The organism is Photobacterium gaetbulicola, from assembly GCF_003025515.1.
GTDB lineage: Bacteria > Pseudomonadota > Gammaproteobacteria > Enterobacterales > Vibrionaceae > Photobacterium > Photobacterium gaetbulicola.
Genome location: NZ_PYME01000016.1, coordinates 124,411 through 146,203 on the forward strand (window position 1 = coordinate 124,411; position 21,793 = coordinate 146,203).

General features: G+C 48.9%; 20 protein-coding genes. 10 read left to right on the top strand and 10 right to left on the bottom strand.

From position 1 onward, the window contains the following. The first annotated feature begins 124 nt into the window (after positions 1-124). Positions 125-1,576: a sugar porter family MFS transporter gene (locus tag C9J03_RS15330; protein ID WP_044620480.1), complete on the top strand. Its 1,452-nt coding sequence runs from the start codon at positions 125-127 to the stop codon at positions 1,574-1,576. 122 nt (positions 1,577-1,698) lie between these two features. Here the strand turns inward: C9J03_RS15330 and C9J03_RS15335 are convergent, their stop codons facing one another. Beyond that, complete coding sequence (locus C9J03_RS15335) at positions 1,699-2,610, bottom strand: LysR family transcriptional regulator (protein ID WP_044621798.1); 912 nt, start codon at positions 2,608-2,610, stop codon at positions 1,699-1,701. Positions 2,611-2,814: 204 nt separating this feature from the next. Between C9J03_RS15335 and C9J03_RS15340 the strand changes: the two genes are divergently transcribed. The 3 genes from C9J03_RS15340 to C9J03_RS15350 all read left to right on the top strand — a co-directional run bounded on the left by C9J03_RS15340 (position 2,815) and on the right by C9J03_RS15350 (position 7,502). Beyond that, positions 2,815-4,596 (top strand): sodium:solute symporter family transporter, encoded by a 1,782-nt coding sequence (locus C9J03_RS15340; RefSeq protein WP_044620479.1) that lies wholly within the window; start codon positions 2,815-2,817, stop codon positions 4,594-4,596. A gap of 106 nt (positions 4,597-4,702) precedes the next feature. Beyond that, positions 4,703-5,254 (top strand): acyltransferase, encoded by a 552-nt coding sequence (locus C9J03_RS15345; RefSeq protein WP_044620478.1) that lies wholly within the window; start codon positions 4,703-4,705, stop codon positions 5,252-5,254. Position 5,255: 1 nt separating this feature from the next. Next, positions 5,256-7,502, top strand: a complete 2,247-nt coding sequence (locus C9J03_RS15350) for a heparinase II/III domain-containing protein (RefSeq protein WP_044620477.1) — start codon at positions 5,256-5,258, stop codon at positions 7,500-7,502. 177 nt (positions 7,503-7,679) lie between these two features. Here the strand turns inward: C9J03_RS15350 and C9J03_RS15355 are convergent, their stop codons facing one another. Next, positions 7,680-8,066: a thiol-disulfide oxidoreductase DCC family protein gene (locus C9J03_RS15355; protein ID WP_044620476.1), complete on the bottom strand. Its 387-nt coding sequence runs from the start codon at positions 8,064-8,066 to the stop codon at positions 7,680-7,682. A 152-nt stretch (positions 8,067-8,218) separates the two neighbouring features. On the opposite strand from C9J03_RS15355, the gene C9J03_RS15360 reads away from it, so the two are divergent. Continuing rightward, positions 8,219-9,661, top strand: a complete 1,443-nt coding sequence (locus C9J03_RS15360) for an amidohydrolase (RefSeq protein ID WP_044620475.1) — start codon at positions 8,219-8,221, stop codon at positions 9,659-9,661. Positions 9,662-9,739: 78 nt separating this feature from the next. Here the strand turns inward: C9J03_RS15360 and C9J03_RS15365 are convergent, their stop codons facing one another. The 3 genes from C9J03_RS15365 to C9J03_RS15375 form a co-directional block, all read right to left on the bottom strand. Next, entirely contained in the window at positions 9,740-10,177 is a 438-nt protein-coding gene (locus C9J03_RS15365; protein ID WP_044620474.1) for a hypothetical protein, read from the bottom strand. Between the two features lie 807 nt (positions 10,178-10,984). Then, on the bottom strand, positions 10,985-12,154 hold the full coding sequence (locus C9J03_RS15370) for a MerR family transcriptional regulator (protein ID WP_044620473.1): 1,170 nt from the start codon (positions 12,152-12,154) through the stop codon (positions 10,985-10,987). A 92-nt stretch (positions 12,155-12,246) separates the two neighbouring features. Then, positions 12,247-12,657: a DUF2799 domain-containing protein gene (locus C9J03_RS15375; RefSeq protein ID WP_052829554.1), complete on the bottom strand. Its 411-nt coding sequence runs from the start codon at positions 12,655-12,657 to the stop codon at positions 12,247-12,249. 470 nt (positions 12,658-13,127) lie between these two features. Here C9J03_RS15375 and murQ point away from each other — a divergent pair, with 470 nt between their 5' ends. From murQ to C9J03_RS15390, 3 genes are all read left to right on the top strand, one after another. Then, positions 13,128-14,030: an N-acetylmuramic acid 6-phosphate etherase gene (gene murQ, locus C9J03_RS15380; protein ID WP_044620472.1), complete on the top strand. Its 903-nt coding sequence runs from the start codon at positions 13,128-13,130 to the stop codon at positions 14,028-14,030. A gap of 418 nt (positions 14,031-14,448) precedes the next feature. Continuing rightward, on the top strand, positions 14,449-15,000 hold the full coding sequence (locus C9J03_RS15385) for a porin family protein (protein ID WP_044620471.1): 552 nt from the start codon (positions 14,449-14,451) through the stop codon (positions 14,998-15,000). Between the two features lie 170 nt (positions 15,001-15,170). Further along, a complete protein-coding gene (locus tag C9J03_RS15390) occupies positions 15,171-15,650 on the top strand; it encodes a DoxX family protein (RefSeq protein ID WP_044620470.1) in 480 nt (159 codons plus the stop codon). Positions 15,651-15,663: 13 nt separating this feature from the next. Here C9J03_RS15390 and C9J03_RS15395 read toward each other — a convergent pair whose 3' ends face one another. From C9J03_RS15395 to C9J03_RS15405, 3 genes are all read right to left on the bottom strand, one after another. After that, positions 15,664-16,494 carry a hypothetical protein gene (locus C9J03_RS15395; protein WP_044620469.1) on the bottom strand — a complete coding sequence of 277 codons (831 nt, stop codon included), beginning with the start codon at positions 16,492-16,494 and terminating at the stop codon, positions 15,664-15,666. Positions 16,495-16,614: 120 nt separating this feature from the next. Further along, the gene (locus C9J03_RS15400) at positions 16,615-17,811 is read right to left on the bottom strand and encodes a hypothetical protein (RefSeq protein ID WP_044620468.1); all 1,197 of its coding nucleotides are present in this window, start codon (positions 17,809-17,811) and stop codon (positions 16,615-16,617) included. Positions 17,812-18,166: 355 nt separating this feature from the next. After that, entirely contained in the window at positions 18,167-18,367 is a 201-nt protein-coding gene (locus C9J03_RS15405; RefSeq protein ID WP_044620467.1) for an MbcA/ParS/Xre antitoxin family protein, read from the bottom strand. A gap of 180 nt (positions 18,368-18,547) precedes the next feature. Here C9J03_RS15405 and C9J03_RS15410 point away from each other — a divergent pair, with 180 nt between their 5' ends. Continuing rightward, entirely contained in the window at positions 18,548-19,894 is a 1,347-nt protein-coding gene (locus C9J03_RS15410; protein ID WP_044620466.1) for a magnesium transporter, read from the top strand. A gap of 153 nt (positions 19,895-20,047) precedes the next feature. Here the strand turns inward: C9J03_RS15410 and C9J03_RS27315 are convergent, their stop codons facing one another. Further along, positions 20,048-20,290 carry a GyrI-like domain-containing protein gene (locus C9J03_RS27315; protein ID WP_420813012.1) on the bottom strand — a complete coding sequence of 81 codons (243 nt, stop codon included), beginning with the start codon at positions 20,288-20,290 and terminating at the stop codon, positions 20,048-20,050. Further along, positions 20,254-20,592, bottom strand: a complete 339-nt coding sequence (locus C9J03_RS27320; protein WP_052829553.1) for a helix-turn-helix domain-containing protein — start codon at positions 20,590-20,592, stop codon at positions 20,254-20,256. The genes C9J03_RS27315 and C9J03_RS27320 overlap by 37 nt, the downstream gene beginning before the upstream one ends. 665 nt (positions 20,593-21,257) lie before the next feature. On the opposite strand from C9J03_RS27320, the gene C9J03_RS26490 reads away from it, so the two are divergent. Beyond that, positions 21,258-21,617, top strand: coding sequence for a hypothetical protein (locus tag C9J03_RS26490; RefSeq protein ID WP_146149085.1), 360 nt, complete (start codon positions 21,258-21,260; stop codon positions 21,615-21,617). Positions 21,618-21,793: the final 176 nt, after the last annotated feature.

Sequence of the window (21,793 nt, forward strand, 5' to 3'; positions counted from 1 at the left end):
TAAAAGGGTGAAATAAACCAGCCGATACCCATACCCTACAGTGATCAGCGTATCGGACCGCTACCCAGCTCATGCTTATTCGATGGTTGAGTGAGAGAAGGGGGAATAAATCAAGGAGCAACACATGTCACCCACAACCGCGGCCGAGGCCCGAAAACATAATTTTGCTTACATTATTCGAATTTGTTGTATCGCAGCCCTAGGGGGAATTTTATTAGGTTATGATACCGCTGTTATTTCAGGCGCTATTGGTCCTATCAGAGAACACTTTGGCTTAACCCCGGCACAAACCGGTTGGGCAGTATCAAGTGTTGTTCTAGGTAGTATTATCGGTGCTGTCAGCGCCGGTTGGTCCGCTTTAAAATACGGACGTCGTAACACCCTCTTCATCGCCGCCATCCTCTTTATGATCTCCGCCATTGGTTCTGCACTGGCAACCACCTTCTCGTTCTACGTCATACTTCGCATCGTTGGTGGTGTCGCAGTAGGCTTGGCCTGTGTGGTTTCACCTATGTATATGTCGGAAGTGGCACCGAAAGATTTCCGTGGCCGTGCCGTGAGTATGTTCCAGCAGTCTGCGGTAGTCGGCCAGACCGGTGTGTTCTATGTTAACTACTTGATTGCCAAAGGCATGAGTGAAGCCTGGCTGGTTGATATGGGCTGGCGCTGGATGCTGGGCTCAGAGGTGATCCCTGCTGCGCTGTTTGCCGGCCTGTTGTTCCTGATCCCTGAGTCGCCACGTTGGTTGGTACTTAAAGGCAAAATCGATCAAGCCAAAGACACCCTGTCGCGTATCTCCAACCCGAAACATGCTGACCAGCTGATCGGCGAGATCCAAGCGTCACTGGCTGATTCCAATCAGCCGGGCAAAAAACAAGTTAGCCTGCGCTCACCGCTTCTGTTCGCTATCTTGGTGATCGGTACCTTTGTCGCTGCCGCCCAGCAGCTAACCGGTATCAACGTCATCATGTACTACACGCCGGAAATCCTACGCCCAATCACGGGAAGTACGGAGAATGCCCTGTTCCAGACTACCTTCGTCGGTGTTGTCTTCATTCTGGGTAACGCCTTGGGGATGTACCTGATTGACAAAGTCGGCCGCCTGCCACTGATGAAGTACGGTACCTTTGGCTGTGCGGTAGGTATGACGGTAGTTGGTTTTGTCCTTTACACCGGCACTGAAGGCTACGCAGCCCTGTTTGCGCTGTGTCTGTACGTTGTATCGTACGCGACCTCTTGGGGTTGTGCGTGCTGGACCATGATTTCTGAAATCTTCCCGAACAGCATCCGCTCCCGTGCGATGGCTATCGCGGTAGGTGCCCAGTGGTTCACCGGCTTCCTGGTAACCCAGTCGTTCCCAATGCTGAACGAAAATGCCTTCCTGAAAGAGCACTTCAACGGCGCCTTCAGCTTCTGGTTGTTCGCAGTGCTGTCGCTAATCTGTATGTTTGTGGTGGTCAAATATGTACCGGAAACCAAAGGCGTCAGCTTGGAGAAAATGGAAGAAGCCATGGCGAAGAAACTTGGCAAGAAAGTCACTGCGACTACTGGAGCCGAGGCCAACGCCAACGCCTAGTCCACTCGCTCCACCCGATTCCAATTGCTCCACATTTGGATGACAAACAGGCTTACCGAGAGGTAAGCCTGTTTTTTTATTGCGGGAGCTTCAGTTTGCAGGGGGGAGCTTTTTGCAAGGATTTAGCTTTGCAGCATCACTTGAATATCCGGCGCTTTGTTGAGGCACGCTTTGACCAGCTCCGACAGCTGCGGTGCCAGCCCTTCCCGCTTGTAATACATGTAGAGCGGCAAGACCAAGTTCACTTCATCAATCGGCACACAGACACAGTTATCCTGGGCAATAAACTTGATGCACTTAGGAGCAATGGAGATCCCCAACCCCGAAGAGACAGAGGTCACCAGATGGCGCATGTTATCCGGGTGGCAGTTGATATTAGGCGAGAAGCCATTTTCCTGGCAAAGCAACAAGATATGCTCATACATCTCGGTCCACTCATTGGGCCTAAACAGGATAAACCGCTCGTTACGAAGCTCACTCAGCGTCAACGTCTTGCGCTCGGCCAGCGGGTGGTTGAGCGGCAAAATCGCCATTAGCCGGTCGAAGTAGATCTTCTCTACCATAAACTGCTTACCGTCCAGCTTTGGCTGGCGGCGGGAAAAGGCGATATCAATCTTGTGCTCGGTTAATGCCTGATACTGCTCATCAGCAGTCATTTCAAACAGGTTAGTCTGAATGTTGGGGTTTGAGGCCATAAAGCTGCTCAGCAAGTGCGGTAGGAAAAATGAGCAAGCCGTCGCCAAATAGCCGATATTGATCTGGCACTCCCCTTGTTCGGTGGTCTGTCCCACCAGCGATTTTACCCTCTGGTCATTGGCAATAATATTCAGCGCTTCAGGTAGCAGTGCTTCACCAGCCTTCGTGAGCTCAACCTGATGGGTTGTGCGTTGAAACAGCTTCACACCCAGTTCATTTTCCAGCTCGGACACATGGCGCGACACCGTTGGCTGTACCGTATGCAACTCCCGTGCAGCAGCGGAAAAATTCTTTAATTTCGCAACGGTTATGAAAGTTCTGAGTGTTTTTATATCCATCCAACTGCCCATTCGTCATTTGTATTATTGTTATACATTAATATTATTTCCACGAATTAGTAAGGGTCTCTATAGTGAAACGTGTATCAGGTCTCATGCTTTTTACCCGCATGGTTACTTGCTCCAAAACAACTACAAAAGGGATGAGACATCTCAATGTTGCCTTATAACACCTTTGCCCTATCACAATAGGAACCTACAAATATGGATATCGATATTCTTGTCGTACTCGTGTACTTCGTCTTTTTGATGAGCCTTGGCTGGGTCTTCCGCTCTGCAGCCGCCAATACCAGTGAATACTTCCGCGGAGGCGGCCGGATGCTATGGTGGATGGTTGGCTCCAGCGCGTTCATGATGGCCCTGAGCGCCATGACCTTTACCGGCCTGATGGGCAAAGCGTTAACTAGCGGCATGTCAGTGGGTGTGGTCTTTATTGCCAACGCCCTCGGCTATTTCTGTAACTACCTCTTCTTTGCCGCCAAAGCGCGCCAAATGCGTGTGATAAGCCCACTGCAAGGTGTGAGACTGCGCCTGGGTAAAGTGAACGAGCAGGTTTTCACCTGGGCCAACGTGCCACTCAGCGTCCTGCAGGCGGCTATCTGGCTAAACGGTCTAGCCGTATTTACCAGTGCCGTTGTCGGGGTACCGCTTGAGCAAACCATCATCGGTGCCGGCCTGGTTGTGCTGTTCATGTCACTGGTTGGCGGCAGCTGGGCGGTTATCGCATCAGACTTTATGCAGATGATCATTATTACCGTGATGACCTTCGTAGCGGCTATGGTGGCGATTTGGAAATCGGGCGGTGTTGGTAACCTGATGGAAGTCGGTCTACCAACCCAGCAGCTTATCGGTGACGGCTACAGCTACACCTACCTGTTCGTTGGCTGGTTTGTCTGTATCTTCATCAAGCAGTTCTTCAGCACCAACAACATGGTTGACTCTTACCGCTTCATTGCCTCGAAAGATACCAAGAACGCCCGTAAGGCAGCCCTTCTTGCCTGCTCGCTGATGATCCTCGGCCCAATGATCTGGTTCCTGCCAGCCTGGTTTGTTGCCGGCAACTACCCGGATGTGGCGACTTGGGGCTTGGAGGGTCTGGGCGACAAGGTAGCCGATGCGACTTACTACATCTTTGTCAGCCGTGAAATGCCAGTCGGTATGGTTGGCCTAATGCTGGCGGCCATGTTCGCAGCTACCATGTCTTCAATGGACTCTGCCCTGAACCGTAACGCCGGTATCATCCTGAAAAGTGTTTACGAGCCTTACTTCTGTAAAGACTTCTCTGAAAAGCACCTGATGATGGCAAGTAAAGTCCTAACTGCGGTATTTGGTGTGGTGATCATCGTAACCGGTCTGTTCCTGACCTCGCTAAAAGAGTTCGGCCTGTTTGACCTGATGATGCTGGTCGGTACATTGGTTGGCTTCCCGGTGCTTATTCCTTCCATCATGTGTTTCTTTATCCGCAAGACACCGGACTGGTCAGGCTGGGGCACAATCCTTGTCGGTATGGGCGTGTCAGCCATCATCGCCTTCGGTATCACACCACAAGCCATTGAAGCGGTTCTGGGCCTAAATGCACCAATCAGCGCCCGTGAGTTTGCCGAAATGAAGTCTGTCACCCTGGGAGTGATCGGCCACATGTCTATTACCCTGCCATTCTTTGTCCTATCGCGCTTCTTCTACAAGGAGCCATCACCAGAGCGTGCAGCGGAAATCAACAAGTTCTTCAACAACATCGATACTGAAGTGGTAGTTGAAGATACAGAAGCGAGCATCCGCATGGATAACAAACAGCACGACATGCTGGGCAAGATGCTGCTAACGGCAGCGGTATTCCTTGCCTCACTGGCCCTTGTGCCTAACCCATTTTGGGGCCGCGCACTGTTCCTATTGGTTGCCTCGATTGTCGGCTTTATCGGCTTCCTGCTACTGCGCTCCAAGCGCAAGCTAGATGAAGCAACCAATGCCAAGCTGGCAACCAACTAAACGGCTCGCCAAATTATTTTCGAAAAGCCAATAGCTTGAACAACCATTTATTTTGAACTACTTGAGATAGGAGCACCTTGCTCCTATCTCTTTTCGGGAGACAAACATGTCAGTACAACAACGTTTTGGGGGCGAGCTCAGCGAAGAAGAATTCAAAAAATTCACGCTCTACACCACCCAAAGCAACAACTTCGAGGATGACAATACCCGTGCCCAAATCCTCGGCTTCCAAAACGAAGGGGTACGCATTGCCCCGGGCGCTATCGTCCGCATCGGCGACAACCAAATTGCCAAGAACAGTTATATCGGCCTGTATAGCTACATCAACGGCGACGTCTCCATCGGCGAGAACGTGTTGATTGGCCCGCATGTCTCTATCGTGGCATCCAATCACTTATTCGACCCCGCTTCCGGCCACTTCAGCGACCGCACCTGCCTGGAAAAAGGCAAAGTTATTATCGAAGACGGCGTTTGGCTGACATCCGGTGTGGTGATCACGCCTGGTGTCACCGTTGGCAAGTCAGCCTTGGTCTGCGCCAACGCAGTCGTTACCCGTGATGTCGCCCCTCATGCGATTGTGGCTGGCTCTCCTGCCAAACAGATCGGTGAGATAAATCCGCAAAGCGGCGAATATATTTGGTACAACAAGGAGGTGTAATATGTTGTCTCTACGCCGAACCCATGATTTTCAAAAGTTTGTGACCCCGGAGCAAAACAAACCAACCCGGGTTAACCCACCAAGCTTCAACTGGCCGCAATCGGACTACCAAGCCACCTACAATATCGAACTGGAGCATGTCGAAAAGCAGCTGCAATGGCGCTGGGAGAATGTCAGCTCGCCATTTCGCCTGCCGTTCCTATTGTCCTCTGGCCAATACCGCTGGCGGGTACAGGATACCTGCAACAACACCTCGCAGTGGATGACGTTTGCCATTGATAGCCAGACCGAAAAATACCTGCCGCCAAGTGCCAAGGAGCTGTTCGAGTTGTGCAGCAAGCACCAGCAGTTTTTAATGTATTTTGACCAGGATATCCCGAGCGTTCGTGATTTTTCAGCCCAGTCTTATCAGAAATTCCAAAACACTGCGAAGCTAGTTGATATTGATGCCATCAGCTACCCGACACATTACCGCCGTGGCCAGGAAGAAGGAAAGCGCACCGCCATTGCCAACGTGCGCAACTGGATTGATCGCGATTTGATGGCCCTGACCCTGCTCTACAAAATCTGGGGTGAGGAAGAAAATGGTGAGTTGGCGGTACAGCTGTTGTTACGACTGGCGGAATGGAGCCCGGAAGGCCCGGCTTCACTATTGCGCCCTTGCACCTGGGGCGACGAGGTCGGCCTATCCCTAGCCCGCAACCTGTATCTCGCTTATCACTGGCTGGCGCCGCTGCTGACCGACAGCGAAAAAGACTTTATCAAACCGATGCTGGTTCGTATTGCCTATCAAATGGAACAACGCCTAGAGCAAGATCAATTCAAGCAGTTCCCGGGCCATTCACACACTTCCCGTTTGCCTGCTTATCTTGGGGTTGCAGCACTGGCACTCCATAAAGAATATGATGAGCAGGTGTGCGAGCGCTGGCTCAACTACGCCCTGATGATCTACCAGAGTGTATTGCCATTTTATGGCGGCGAAGACGGCAGCTGGGCTGAAGGGCCATTCTACTCATCGTCTTACAGCAAGTGGCACCACCCTTTCTTCCTTTCGGTTGAACGGCTAAGCGGGTTCTCTTTCTATGACCACCCGTTTTACAAAAACTACTGCCAGTTTGCGATGGACTTTGTGGCACCCGAACAAGATATCCACCCGTTCGGTGATGGCTTCTGGTGCAAGCGCGATGGCCGCGAGTGGCCGGGCTTTTTTGCCCAGAACCCGCTGCGGATCTACGCCGAGCGTTTCGGTGACGAACACGCCCGTAAAACCTGCAAGGAACTAGAAGCGAAAATCGAGGTGTTCCACCTGCATTTGCTGGATGTCGTCCCAACGGTTAAGCAGCTGGCCTTTGCAGAGAATAAAACGCCAACAACTCAGCCTCAGGTACAAACCACAGCCCATTACGATACGGTCTATAGCCAATACTATGCCTTTGCCGGGCTTGGCAAAATGCAAACCAATGAACTGGCGCTTTACTACCGGGCTAGCCAATTTGGCAACAGCTCCCACCGTCATGCCGACCAGGGAAATATTGCCTTGTTTGATGACGGAGAAAGCATCCTGACCCCAAGCGGCAGCTACGGCTATCGATTTGGCAGCGGCCACCACAGCCAGTGGACCCGCACCACCCAGGCCCACAACTTACCGCTTTTTGGCGAGGATATGGGTAAAGGCCAAATCCTTGATAACGAGGCTGCGACTGCCAAGGTACTGCGCCAGGAGCAAGGCATGGGTTGGAGCCTAGTTCAGCTCGAGCTGGCACTTGCCTACGAGGGCACCCGCCGCTTCACCCGTACCCTTGTGATGGTGGACGGCAAGGGAGTACTGATCTGCGATCAGATCTCGCTGCACGAGGCGCAGACAGTCCAATGGCGGTTGCATTCCCCACTCGATGTATTCGCTGATGGCCAGCACGTTAACCTCGCAGGACAAGGCCGTAATTATCAAGTTAGCTTGCCAAGCCATGACCAAATCAGCCCACAGCTATCTTTTGGCTATAACAATGATACCTCCCACGATGAAAAAGTGATCTCCGATGCCAGTAAGCACATGTACCACCTAGAGTGGACGTTACAAGAGCAAAAAGAGCACCTGATTATTTCTTGCTGTGAGAAGCAGCCTATCGCCCATCAGCTCGGTAGCAACCAAACGCTGACAATATTCACCAGAGAAGACACCATTATCATCGACTTCAATAACGACAGTGTGAATATCCAACAAGCTGAGGAGAAAGTCGCGGTTGGCTAAGGTTTAGTTTACACAAAGAGAAAACCCCACCAGATTTTCATCCGGTGGGGTTATTACTGTGTAGCCAGCACTATGATCATGGCTCCTAATTTTTCTAGATACAATGACTTATTTCCCTATAGCGGAGCATTACCCAACTTGCTTGGGACTGGATAATAAGGGCTCACAAGCCAAAAATTATTTGTAGCAAACGTTATTATCGCAACGAGACCTGCGGACAAACAGCTTAGAGATCGCCTGCCGATGCTTGGCAAAGAACAGGTAGGCCCTGTCGGCAATGGGCTTGACCCACCACCAGCGCAGAAACGCAACCCGCCACTTTTTTCCCACCAAACGCCAAGCATGATAAGTGACATCCAGGCCATATAATGGCTTGCCATCAAGCTCGCCATGAAGGATTTTCATCGCGGCTGTTGGGTCTATCTGCGGAAATCGCTCGATAAAACCGGGCTGATGGATGTCTTCAAGCAGAATCGCACTGTCAGCATCATACCGTTTCAGCGCCGCCATTTCTCTTGCACATAATGGGCACGAACCATCATAAAATACGATTAACATAGTTATCTCTTTAGCTTCGGTATAAGACTATACGTGCGAGTATGACGAACCGATCTCTGCGCGTGAATCGGCTCCCACTACAAACAGCAAACGATTGCCACGCGGCATGTTGATACCTAGAATGCATGCGCCTTCTCTCAACAGTCCGCTAAGTCACAATGAAAACCAGAATATCGATCATTACTTCCGCCCTGCTACTGGCAGGCTGTTCAACCGTTGCCGAACCCCAAGCCGAATCTCAGTATAATGCCAGCCTGATCATTACCAATGGCCAGGTGTTAACCATCAACGATGAAAAAGATGTGATAGAAAATGGTGTTATCGTCATCGAAAACGACACCATCGTCGCTGTCGGTGATGCAAGCTTACTGAGCCGATATCAGGCTCCCAAGGTTATCGATGCCGAAGACGGCATTGTCATGCCGGGGATGATCAACACCCATAACCACCTGCCTATGATCGCGTTCCGCGGCTTGGGTGAAGAAGGGATCGAAAACCGTCTGTTTGCCTATTTCTTCCCACTGGAAAAAGAGAAGCTAAGCCGCGATTTGATTTATCAGGCGACCAAACTGGGGGCGGTTGATCTGGCCCAGAGCGGTGTAACCACCTATGCCGACATGTACTACCACGTTGATGACATGGCCCGTGCCACCAAAGAAGTCGGCCTCCGTGCGGTACTCGGTGAAACTGTGATTAAATTCCCGGTGGTCGATGCCCCCGAACCATATGGCGGTATTGAGTACGCCACCCAATTTATCGAAGAGTACCAGAACGATCCGCTGATCACCCCAGCCTTCGCGCCACATGCGGTCTATACCGTCTCGAAAGAGAAGCTGCAGGAAATCAACCGTCTGTCTGCCAAGCTGGATGCACCTGTGCTGATCCACGTTGCCGAATTCGGCAATGAGGCCGAGCGTATCGAAGGCAATGACCAGCAACTCAGTCCGGTGGCCTGGCTGAAGGAAATCGGCGTACTGGATAACCGCATGGTGCTGGCCCACGGTATCCACCTTGATCAAAATGACATTGATCTCATCAAAGAAGCAGGAGCCAGCGTAGCGCACAACCCGATGGCCAATGCCAAGGGAGCGACCGGCATTGCCCCGGCATGGGAAATGTATCGCCAGGGATTGCGCTTGGGACTGGGCACCGACGGGCCGATGAGCTCGAACCAGGTCGATCTGTGGCGCACCTTGAGTTACACCGCCAACATGCAGCGCCTCAAGCATAACGACCGCACCATTATGATCCCAGAGCAAGTGATTGAGCTGTCCACCATCGGTGGCGCAAGGGCACTTCACATGGAAGACCAAATCGGTTCGCTGGAAGTCGGCAAGAAAGCCGATATCATCATTATCGAGACCCAATCGCCGAATATGATGCCGAATTACAACCCGTATGCGACTTTGGTGTACCAAGCCAACCCAGGCAATGTCAGCACGACTATCGTCAATGGCGACATCGTGATGGAGCAGCGGGAAATCAAAAACATTGATATGGCTGAAATGCAGCAGGCTGTACGGACCATTGAAGCCGATATTGCCGAGTTCGCCAAAGAGCTATCGAAAAAGGCAATCAAGTCAAAGAGCTTGATGAATTAAACCACGGCAATAGTAGCATCTAACACTTGTAGGTCAGCGTCTTTGACGCTGGCCGAACTGTTGGCGTCAGCACGATAACTACATAATGGTTTCATATAGCCTATCGAGATCATCCTCAAGCACAATCAATTGCCGCTCTTCCTCTGCCGACAAGCTCTCTTTTTCCAGCAGCCTGTCGATTTGCTGTTGAAGGCTATCGATATTGTCATCGAGATACTTGATATCCAGCCATCCTTCCCAGACATCTGGTGATATCTGCAATGATTTCGGCAAGCGGCCATCAACACATTTGTCTAACTGCGCCAATGTCACAGGAGATATCTCCGCCATACACAGGTTTGCGTTCATGGTGTAGTGCTGTTGAAGCAGCTCTGAATCAAACCCTGCGTAGGATGAAAACTCATTGAAAACATCCGCTGTTTTCGCATTCTCAACAAATTGCGACACGAGGTTGGAAGACGTTGCCGGTGCACTGAGGTGAAGCAAAAAAAGAGAAAGGAGTAGGCGGTGCTTCATAAAGAGTTGCCCTTAAGCCAATAATAAACAAATTCCATGACAGCGACACTCAAGCGTTCGATGAATGGGTCGGGATATTCAAAAAAACACACGTTACACAAATTAGGTAGGGCTTAGAATCCCCTTATTGTAAGTAATTATAATCCTTTAATATTTCCACAATAGGCATACAAAAAGCCTACAGCATCAGCTGCGTGCTTAAAGCCAACCGCTTTCCTTGCCAGCGAAAACTAGCCAAGCAGCTTAGTGCAAAACGTGTAGAGACTCATTGCCGCCATCATGTTGATACAGAGTGGGTTATAGGCCGATTAAACAGCAGGATAAAGTCACAATTTCGCCACCACATGAGATAAAACGCCACTAAGAGCGACAATCCTTGCGCCAGCCTAGTGGAAAATATCGAATACTGTGATCCCGGACCAATCATTAATGACCAATCTATCAAAAGTGATAACTGCATCTCTATCAGCCCAGATCTTGATATGCCATGATGTTTTCAAGTTACATAGCTTTATAAGCTGGAAAGGAGAAACGTATGGGATTTGTTATTTTTTCACTCAGTACTCTGATCTCTGGAGCGGTTTGCTTCATCCACTACAACTTCGGCAACCAGAACTAATCTGTTTTGCCGCAAATTAAATCCTGATAGTCGATATCTCTCAAATTCAACGCATCCGAAAAACCGCAGTGCAGACGCTGATTGTCGAAGCCGCGTTAAACCTTGAACGACTAAAAGCAACAGGCTTCGATATTCGAAGCCTGTTGCTTAACGTCTAAGAACCACCAATGGGGTAAGAAGTCTACGCGTTATCTATTTTGCAGGATAAACACCTGGTAGCCGAACTGCTCGAACCCCTGGTGATAGATATCCAATTCGGCCTGGATATCCTTGATCGCCTGCGACTCGGCCATGCTCTCTTTGAGCTCATTAACCCGTTTCTGGAGTGGCAAGAAATACGCCTGCCATGCCTCGTCGCTCAGGGTAAAGCTCTCAAGCACTTGGTAGCCTGCAGCCTGCGCCTGTTTGATACGCTCTTCAACCGTGGTCATGTCCGGGTATTCCTTATTCCAGAACGCCTGCCTTTGTGCACTTGGGTTGTCGCTATGCCATACCAGATCACTCAGCACCAGTACCCCCCCGCTTTTCAGTAAGCGCCGCCACTGCTTGAGGGCGTTGTTGACCCCCATGATATAGGCGCAGCCCTCGGCCCAGATCACCTCGAAGCTGGCATCAGCAAATGGCAAATCGGTCATGCTGGCACACTGGGTAATCACCTTCCCTTCGACACCCGCCTCATCCACGCGCTCTCGCAGCCTGCTAAGGGCGTCTTCATGGTTGTCGACCGCAGTGATCACCGCATCGGACTGGTTCGCAAGCACTGTCGTTGCAATGCCCTGACCACACCCGATCTCCAAGATTGTCTGTGGCACAGTTGGCAGCAGGTTGAAGGCTTTGATGGTTTCGGCCTCCAAGCCCGGTCCCCAGCGATCCAGGCTTTCAAATATCGTGTTGAAGTCCGCCATATATTGTTCGTGTGTATTCATGTCTTTTGATAACCACTTCAGTCTCAGGGCCTGCTTCTCATCAAAGCCCTGTTTCATTAACCAATCCAAATGTGCATCAGGGGCAGCCTGCTCCAACGACTGATGCCATGCTGTCAGCTCAGATTCACCCAGCATCGCCGCCAACAAATCACGAGACTGTTGTTTGTGGGCAATCTCTTCTTCTAGCTGGTGCATGCGGTTTAGCAATAGTTCGCGGTCAACCTTGGCCTCGAGGCAGGCCTGGCACTCTTTGAGCGTCAGCCCACCAGCCTGCAACTGTTGCAACAGTTTTAAGCGTTGCAGATCCCGCTCGCTATAACTACGGTAACCGTTGTCGAGCCGCTTACCGGCAATCAAGCCCAGCTTCTCGTAGTACAGCAAGGTGGAGCGCGACAGCCCCACTTGCTCTGCTAATTCTGAAATCCGATACATGGCCAAGCCCTATGCAATGAAGTCGTCACCTTAAACTATGAAGCTATGGACAGGTCAACAGTCAAACAATCAACGTTGTTTCTTCAGCATCTCTAATAGCCAAAGCCAAACCCGTTTGCCGAGCTTTCCCGCTCCATCTCTATCACAAAAGCATCATGGCCATACTGGTACTGCTGCCTAAATTCATTGCCATGTGGCAACCCGTCGCAGATACCGAAATAGTTTTGGCCTGACTTGCCCAGTTGCCACGCCTTGTCGACGTCACAGTATTCAGCGCGGCCCATTTCATAACCGACGCTGTATTTTTGTTGCGCTGCCAATAAGTCGCCGTTTGCCAACGAAGAGAGATCCCTCACCCGGTGGCCCTTGAGCGCATCTTGCTCGCCCAGCGACTGCCAGTCGTTGGCCGCGACATAGCTATCGACGTAATTGGTACTGCATGCACTTAGAGCCAGCACCATGAAAGGGCCAGCCAGTGCTCGTATCAGATTTTTGTTATGCATTGATGTTTATCCAAACAAGAAATGTCAGCAATGGATAATTATGGCACAGGCCAATAGTGTTTTTATATCAATCAATAAGACGTATTCGAGCAGTACTCTTAGTAACGTTTGTGCCAATGCAGGAAGGGGAAGCAGGAAAGAACAACAATAAACTGCCGGTGGGCTACCGGCAGTGAATGAACAATGTTACTGCGCAAAAATCAGCAACGGGGCAATCATCGACAATGACAGGGCCATGGCGAAAATCAGTGCAAACGTCATTTTAAAATTCATTATTGTGTACTTCCTTATGAGGCGGGTGATAGCGCACCAAAAACAAAACTTTTAAATACATGTTATAGCAATGCGCCCCATAAAGATATATTTCAAATGATACTTAATACTATCTTGCAGGCCAAATCTCAGTCGTGCCTAGCTCCGAGCCTTGTCATAACTTAAGATAGTGGTACCTCATTACAACGGACCCCAGAATGAAAATTGATTTGACCAAGATGGTGACTGAAAGCCGCAACAGTGCCAGTGCCGAGATTGATACACTATCAACCATCGATATGCTAAGCGTCATCAATCAGGAAGATCAGAAAGTCGCGCTAGCCGTCGAAGCGGTACTTCCTGATATCGCCCGGGCGGTCGATGCCATTGCCGATGCCTTTATGCAAGGCGGCAGGCTCATCTACAGTGGCGCAGGTACTTCTGGGCGCCTCGGTATTCTGGATGCGAGTGAGTGCCCACCCACTTTCGGCAGCAAGCCAGAACAAGTGGTAGGGCTTATTGCCGGTGGCCATAAAGCCATTCTCAAAGCCGTTGAAAATGCCGAGGACAACCGTGAAATAGGGGCTGGCGATCTGCAAGCACTGGATTTCAGCAGCAAAGATGTCTTGGTCGGTATTGCCGCCAGTGGCCGGACACCCTATGTACTTGGCGCGATGGACTATGCCAAGTCCGTTGGCGCAACCGTGGCGTGTATCAGCTGCAACCCGCAGAGCCCGATGAGCCAAGCTGCCGATATCGCTATCACCCCGGTTGTTGGGCCTGAAATCGTCACCGGATCATCACGCCTGAAAGCAGGCACAGCACAGAAACTGATCCTCAACATGCTAACCACCGGCGCGATGATCAAAACCGGCAAGGTCTATGGCAACTTGATGGTAGATGTCGAAGCCACCAACGCCAAGCTGGTCGAGCGGCAGAAGAATATTGTGATGGCGGCTGCAGAGTGCAGCCGAGAAGAAGCTATTGACGCACTTGCGGCCTGCAACGGCCACTGCAAGACAGCGATTGTCATGCTGTTGGCTGGCGTCGATGCCTGCCAAGCCGCTTCACTACTGGATGAAAACCAAGGTTTTACCCGTAAAGCGATCAGTAACAAGTAATACAGAGATAAAGCTCAGCCGAGGTGACTTGGTGAAATTGGAAGGGCAGAAATAAAAATGCCCAGCCGAGGCTGAGCGAAATTTGCGAGTGTCCAAATCTAGACACAATTAGCGAGTCAAATTCTAGCAAGTAGATACAGATAAGTAGTGTATCTGTATCCATCATAGCCATAGCTTCCTTAACCAAAACTGGCACAACTACATTAATATTAGCTCAACTCTCACTTTTGAGACGACTCTTGCTTCACCACGCTGACAACCATTGACTGCACGGATAAAAGCGTGCCCTAAACCATGTAAAACATATAAACACGTCAGTTACCTGCCTCTAGTAACACTGTATGACTTTGTACCGACCCATTGAGCTCCTGCCGCCTCATCGCTACAATCCGCCCAAACCAATAAAACAGTGTATTTTATGAGAAAACTGATCCCAGTTATTGTTCTTCTGTGCCCAATGTATAGCTATGCCACAGGCCAAACAATCAACCATGAAATAGGGGTGCGCTTCGGCGGGGGCACGATGACAAGCCGTAACTATAGTGACATCGATGCTGGCTTGACCTTCGAGCTCGGTTATAACTACCACTTCAACCCGTATTTCTCTCTCGACACCGGCTACTTTGCCAACAGCGGCGGACTGAGCTATATCGGCTCGCTTGGCCTAACCCATTCCATTTCAAGCTATAGCGGCGGGTTATTGGGAATTAAAGCAGAATATCCGCTAACACGCTTTACCAATATCTATGCCCGAGGCGGCATTAACTACGCCGCCGTTGAGATTGATACCCGCAAGAGTAAGGATAACTGGCACACCCGTACCGAACGTGGATTCTCTCCGTATATTGCCCTCGGCACCGAACTCGCCCTTGGCAAGCATTTCGGTATCAGCGCAGAGTACCAGCGTATCGAACTGCCCCGTAGCATTAGCAGCAATCATTACTTGATGGGAATTAATTTTAAGTTTTAACAACATATTGCTTGAAGTTAAGACTTTACCAGTTAGTTCATTCGAATTTTTTGAACGATAAGCTCAAGTTAGCCTGATGTTGTTCTTAACCAAAGCTGCCTATTCTGTACCCAACAACACAGTACAGTTACCCGACACTAGGGTTTGCCGACAGATTCGAGGACAGCATCATGAACACATTAATCAACAAAACACTCTCGTCATCAGCCAGTTTCGCCCCTCTTGCTTTGCGCGTTCCGGCAGGGATCATTTTCATGGCCCACGGTGCCCAGAAACTTTTCGGCTGGTTTGGCGGTTACGGCCTTGAGGGCACTGGTCAATGGATGGCCTCCATTGGTCTAGAGCCCGGCTTTGTAATGGCACTGATGGCCGGTAGCGCGGAATTCTTCGGTGGCTTGTTCATTCTACTTGGGCTACTCACCCGGCCAACTGCGCTGGTACTGGCTGTCACCATGGTGGTTGCGATTGTTACCGTGCACTTGGATAACGGTCTGTTCATGTCCAATGGCGGATACGAGTTTGGCTTGTCCCTGCTGGCGATGTCGGTCTCGCTGCTGGCTTCGGGCGCCGGTCGTCTCAGCATTGATAGCTTGCTGATGAAAAAGATGCATCCCCATTACAAAGCCGGGGCTGCTCGCCAAGGTCTATAGTACACAATTGCGGTCAAGGGGTCTGAGCATACAGATCCACTAGGGGGACAGTGATGACGGCGATGATTGCGGGAACAGAAAGCGTGGTGCAATCATGATGGACTTGTGCAGGGTTAAGGATAGATACACACTGCTTACCCTTATTGGCGACAACAAGGGCAGTCGTTTGGTTTAGTCTTGATTCTTTTTCATCCTGTTTTTGACTGAGTGCATATGGTAAAACACAAGGGCTATACCAAGGGGTATAGCCCTGTAATTGTGTATTGTGTATATCGCTGCCATAGGGCTCGGCGTAAAACACGATGAACTGCTCATAGTCCACGTCGACTTTAACCGTATAAGATGCCTGATCGTTGGGATTACTTTCATTACCAAAGGTCTTGCTGGAGGTATATTTCAAGCCCTGACTATTAAGCAACTCATCATTGAGTTGATCAAGTGTTTTACTCCATGCGTAAATTCCATCACTCTTGTCATAGCGAATAACCGCCTTGTCTAGATCACACCGCTCACTGCTGACGGATTCAACGGGTAAGTTATATAACTTATCACCATAGTCCGAAGAAAAGCTGTTATATTGAGAGGGATTGTAATAAAGCTCACTTTCATAATTTGCCATGGCATCAAATACACTCCAAAGCTGATATGAGTCATGGCCTAACGACATAATACCTTGGGATATTTTAATTTCATTAGAGGTCACGGATACTATTTCAGCCAATTGACTATGCCAGTACTCCAACCCTATTCTCTGTAAATCGTTTTCATTTATATCCGCTCTGGCCGATGCGTATATCGGTAACCACAGAGCTAATATAAAAATAACCAGCTTGGTTTTATCCATAGTTAGGCACCTTTTCAGAAGTAATTCATATAATTTTTCACTTCATATCGATATTCTAAAAACATAAAGGCTTCACAAAAGAAGCCTTTAATCATTCAGATATTATGGTGCACATCTATCCTACGAAAAAATAGCTGACATAGGAGATTGCAGGACACCCAGAACCTGAGGGTTGCCCAAAGCAATCTTCGTGGTAATGGTGAAATTACCTTGATCGTTGAATTTCACCTCGGTCGTTGTCCCCCCTTGGCCTGATACGCTAAAGAATGGCCAAATACCCGCTTTTGCCGCCGCTTCTATTTCCGTGCGCTCAGAAGTGTCATAACTGGCGTTGGACGTCATAGTAATCGTTACACCGTCTGCCACAATGAGCGAAGAGGTAAGCCGCTGGAGGAAGCCATCTGAACCGAAGGCTTTATCCCACGTGGTCGAACTTTGGTTGTTCCAAACCGTATTATCTTTGGTGGCATAGGCCTTTGCTAGCGCTGAACTTTCATACCATGCTTTGAAGTCTGTCAATATTGGATCGTTCGGATTATTAACAGCCAATGGCCCGGCTGTAAATGTCGTCACCTTCTGGAACTCCGCATCAATCTTTACACCGGCAGAGGTAGTTTTGGTGGTAAGCTTGTCATACTTACCGCCGCCACCAAATGAAAAAATATCAAAAAATACGGAGGTATTGCCACCCGCCCAAGTATGCTTAACATCGCTGCTTGTTGTTTGAGAGTCGAGGGTAAAACTCTTCTGTGCCCCACCGGCTAAAGCCGACTTTAACTGATCTGCCGTTTTATTCCAGGCATATTTCCCACCAGCCGAGGCAAACTTTTTAACCGCGATATCAACCGGATTGATGTAAATATTGGTCAGACCGGTTACGCAACCAGCTTTCCCGGGAGCATTTCTCATCGCCCATGAGTTAAACAGATCAGAAACGCCTTGAGCTGTCCACTCTGCAGGATCATGGTTCTCGAAATAACTATTCCATTTGCCATAATAATCCCCCATGCAGTTCTGGAAACTCGAGTTAGAGGCAGGAACAAGTGCCTCTAGGATCAAGTTATAGGCTGATGAAAAGTTATTTGTCTGATTTGGGTTATAATAGTTGTTAATTGATTTGGGTGGTACCGCGTTGAACACATTCCACATATCCTGGGATGTGCTCATCATAGAATTGGGACCTTGATATAACTGGAACTGGTTCGGGTCTAATCCTAACCCGGTTACCATGGCGTTATACCACTGCGCCGTTAGTGTATCCATTGCGGAGTTAACAGATGAACCTACACTTTTATCTAACGTCTCTGTCTGTGACATAATATTTCCCTCGTAAAAAGTGTTATGACTTCAAATTAAAACTCAAGCAATTTTAAATTTCTAAACGACTTAATTATCAATTAAAATCACCGTTATCGAGCATGTAGCTTTGAAAGTTTAATATTGCATTTGTTGACACGTATAGAAAAAAATCATTTTTGTACATAGGATCACACTAGATAGTTTTCTATCATGCAACTTGCTTATAAAAATATAACTCGAGAGAAATTTTTATCTATTACACGCTATTACAAGGTATATCAAGATGACTGTACTGAGTATTCTATTAGCTTTTCTCATGAAGGCTGACCTCTATCACCCAGCCTTTCACGATTTTTCTCCATCGCTCCAGGCGCTAGATATGACCGGTTTCTTTGAGACGGTTTAAAAGATCTGTCACTTGCCGAAGTCCCTCCTCCGTGCGGCATAAGTAAGCCGGACTTACCAAACCCAGTGCAATATTTTCCGTCTGTAACCAATCATCGGCTTTCGCTCGGTCACCAAAGTACTCCAGGGCATCATCGTAGAGCGCTTCAGGAATGTGCTGTTTATCCATTATCCATCTCCTAACCAACAACAAACGCATTATCAATAAACTAGCCTGATTTCATAACAGCAACAGTTAGCGATATCACAATTGACCGACAAAACCGAAACCCATACTCTTATAGAAAAATAACGACAATAACAACACGCTCAGCCACTGGCTGCTAGCGTTTGCAACAAGGAAACCTGCATGAGCAACACCGTTGATCTAAGCCTGCTCATTGAGCGCATCTCCGCCGCAGATACCGACGAACAGCGTCAAATATTCAATGAACCCGAGATCCAACAACTAGAAGCCGGCGCCTTTGCCACCTTGTTCGAGGCACTGCCCCTTGATCAACGTATGGAGCTCTGGCGCCAGCTACCCCTCAATGATCACGTCGATGTGCTCACCGCCATGCGTGCTGACACGCGTGAGTGGGTGATCCAGTCACTCAGTGATACCGAGCTGGATTTGGTACTCGGCCAGCTCGATAACCTCTCCCTGATTGAATGGGCCGACTCGCTGCCGGAAGAGATCATCGAACGGGCCATCGGAAAACTCAGCAAAGAAGACATCGAGCTGTTTGACCGGGCCAACCAGTACGATGACGATCAAATCGGCCGCTACGCCAACCCCAAGGTACTTTCGCTGCCGCAGGGGATCTCTGCCAAAAGGGCCAAGGTATTACTGGAGCGTTACGGTTACCAGTATCCGGCTTCAATTTATGTGGTCACCCGCGATACCAAGTTTGTCGGTACCATTAACTACCAGCAGCTGAACGAAGCCGAGCCACTGACCAAATTGAGCAATCTGGCCAATACCGACTGCTTGGTACTGGAAGATGACGCCTCGCTCACCGAAGCGGTAGAGGCTGTCGAGCACAGCCAGCAATTCAGCCTACCGATTGTTGACGAGAACTTCGCACTGATAGGCGAAATTGATACCCACCTTGCCATGGAGCTGATGCGCGAGAACTACGAAAGTACCTTGATGGCCAATGCCGGTATGAGCGAAGAGGACGATCTGTTCGCCCCGATCACCAAAAGCGCCAAGAAGCGTGCGGTGTGGCTCGGCATCAACCTCCTCACCGCCGTACTGGCGTCGATCACTATTAGCCTGTTTGAAGATGTCATTGCCCAGGTCGTGGCCCTTGCGATCCTGATGCCAATTGTCGCCTCAATGGGCGGCATAGCCGGCAGCCAGACCCTGACCCTGATGATCCGCGGTATGGCGCTTAATCAGGTCACCGCCGGTAACCGCCGCTCGCTGCTACACAATGAGTTGGGCATAGGTTTTCTCAACGGCGTGCTGTGGGCAGTATTGATCGGATTAATGGCGGGGCTGTGGTTCCAGTCACCGATGATCGGCGCGATTATCTCGGTCGGCATCGTGGTCAATATCATCACCGCCGCCCTGTTCGGGGTGTTGATCCCTGTCGTGCTCGACAAGCTCAAGCTTGACCCCGCGCTGGCCGGCTCGGTGATCCTCACCACGGTTACCGACGTGGTCGGCTTCTTCGCCTTCCTCGGCACGGCCAAACTGTTGCTGCTGTAACAAAGGCTACCAGCCCATACCTTATGAGGAGGAAAGGGCTCAACGAAGCTGTTTGAGTATCACGCCGAGGAAAATGGCTCACCGGAAGTCGAAAAGACAAGATCGCAACTCATGGATTGAGCCTGCTCAAACAGCTTTATAAGTTGCTGGGTATCAAACAATGGCTTTGTGGAGAATCGTATTATGACTTCCTTTATGTAATACCATTGCACAACGCCCAGCTGGAGTAAAACCTGCTTTTACGCCAAAAGGGTTTTCTGGCACTTCTCCGATATGGCTGCCGCAGATATCAAATCGAAGTTCTTCCTCTAGCACTTGGCTTGGGTCTACATAAGGAATACCAAAGGTTTGGCTAGTTTTTATTGGCGAAAGCCCTGTCGATTTTCGCCATTCAATGAACTTAGCTGCCGTTTCAAAAACTCTTTGGGGTTTCCTTGATGCTCAATAAAAGCGATAGTTGTGACCGTTATGTTCTTTTCAAATGCTAAACGAAATGACGCTCGTTTAAGCCTTGCAAGCAGCACATATTGCGTAGCACTAATCCCCATAAATGCAGAGAACACTCGCTGAAAATGATATTTGGAACAAATAGCAATCTGGCTCAGTTGCTCTAAGCTCAACGCTTGGTCAAGGTGGGTATCTATGTACTGACAGACAGTTTGAATTTGCTGTTCTCGGCGCTTGTTAGCTCTTGTCATCGGGTAAATTTGTCTCAATTCAGAAGGTGTGAACATAGTATGGTTGGGTTGAATGGTTTACATGACCAAAGTTGCGCACTTTCTAACGTACAAATGAGCAGTTAATAGGTTGATACGGTGTTGTTCGGTGTAAATATACCAATATTGATAGAAGTACGTTTGAGGTTAGGGGGGATGAAAATAGGAAGGCTCGGAATCAACACATTCTGTCTAGAGGTGTCCTGGCAGGCCGTGTAACACAGAAATGCCCCAAACCTTTTTAGTTAAGAGTATAAATAGTAAGAGCTGTTCGTTTAATAGCCTAATGATTTCTAATCAATTAGTGTCGATAATTAGTTGATTCGAGCATATATAAAACCTCCGTCTAGAAGGTTCCAACAGAAGGGCGTGACACATTGAATTTTAGTGTTTTAAAATTTGATCTGGCAGGACCAAGCCAATGCCTTGGCTTGCATTTTGTTTGTAATATATCGTAACAAATATAGCTATAAGCATATAACTGTTCTTATTGATTGCAAATATATTGGTATTTTTGATTTATTTTTTATTTCGATAAATTTAAATGAGAAAGCGTGATATGAGGCAAAGTTGATTCATTGCATATTAATCTAAGCAAGTGGTAGCCTCTTCTGTCTAATTTTCTTTACTTTTTTTGGTGGCAATCTATGAGACTAATTATCACTGCGCTTTTAATGCTTACTTCAATTAATGCCTCAGCGTCGAGTATATCGAACAATTTATGGGGGGAGTGGCTTTACGTTGATGAAATTATTTATGAAGGTGAAGATGATGGTGGAAGAGTTTATGTCATGTTTGAGAAGCCTGTGACAGTATCACACTGTAGCCAAGATAGCAGCAATGGCCAATATGTTAGAGTTTATGGGAATACAAAAAAAGGGGAGCAATTCACTAGTGCTCTTCTTACTTCTATTGCTGCTAAGCGACAAGCTAGGCCGGCTTTATCATCTTATACTTGTGATGATCTAGGTCGACCTGTGTTAGAAGGTTTGCGGATTGGCCACTAAATGGTTTATTTCTCTTCTTCTATATTAACTTCATCTTTTAAAAAGGTTCAGTGTAGTGGCATAGTTAATTTGGCCACCTGATAAGAGGTGATATCATCGCCTCAGAAGTTAACAGGTGACGCAATGACAAAACGCAGTAGAAGAACATTTAGCCCCGAGTTTAAACTTGAAGCCGC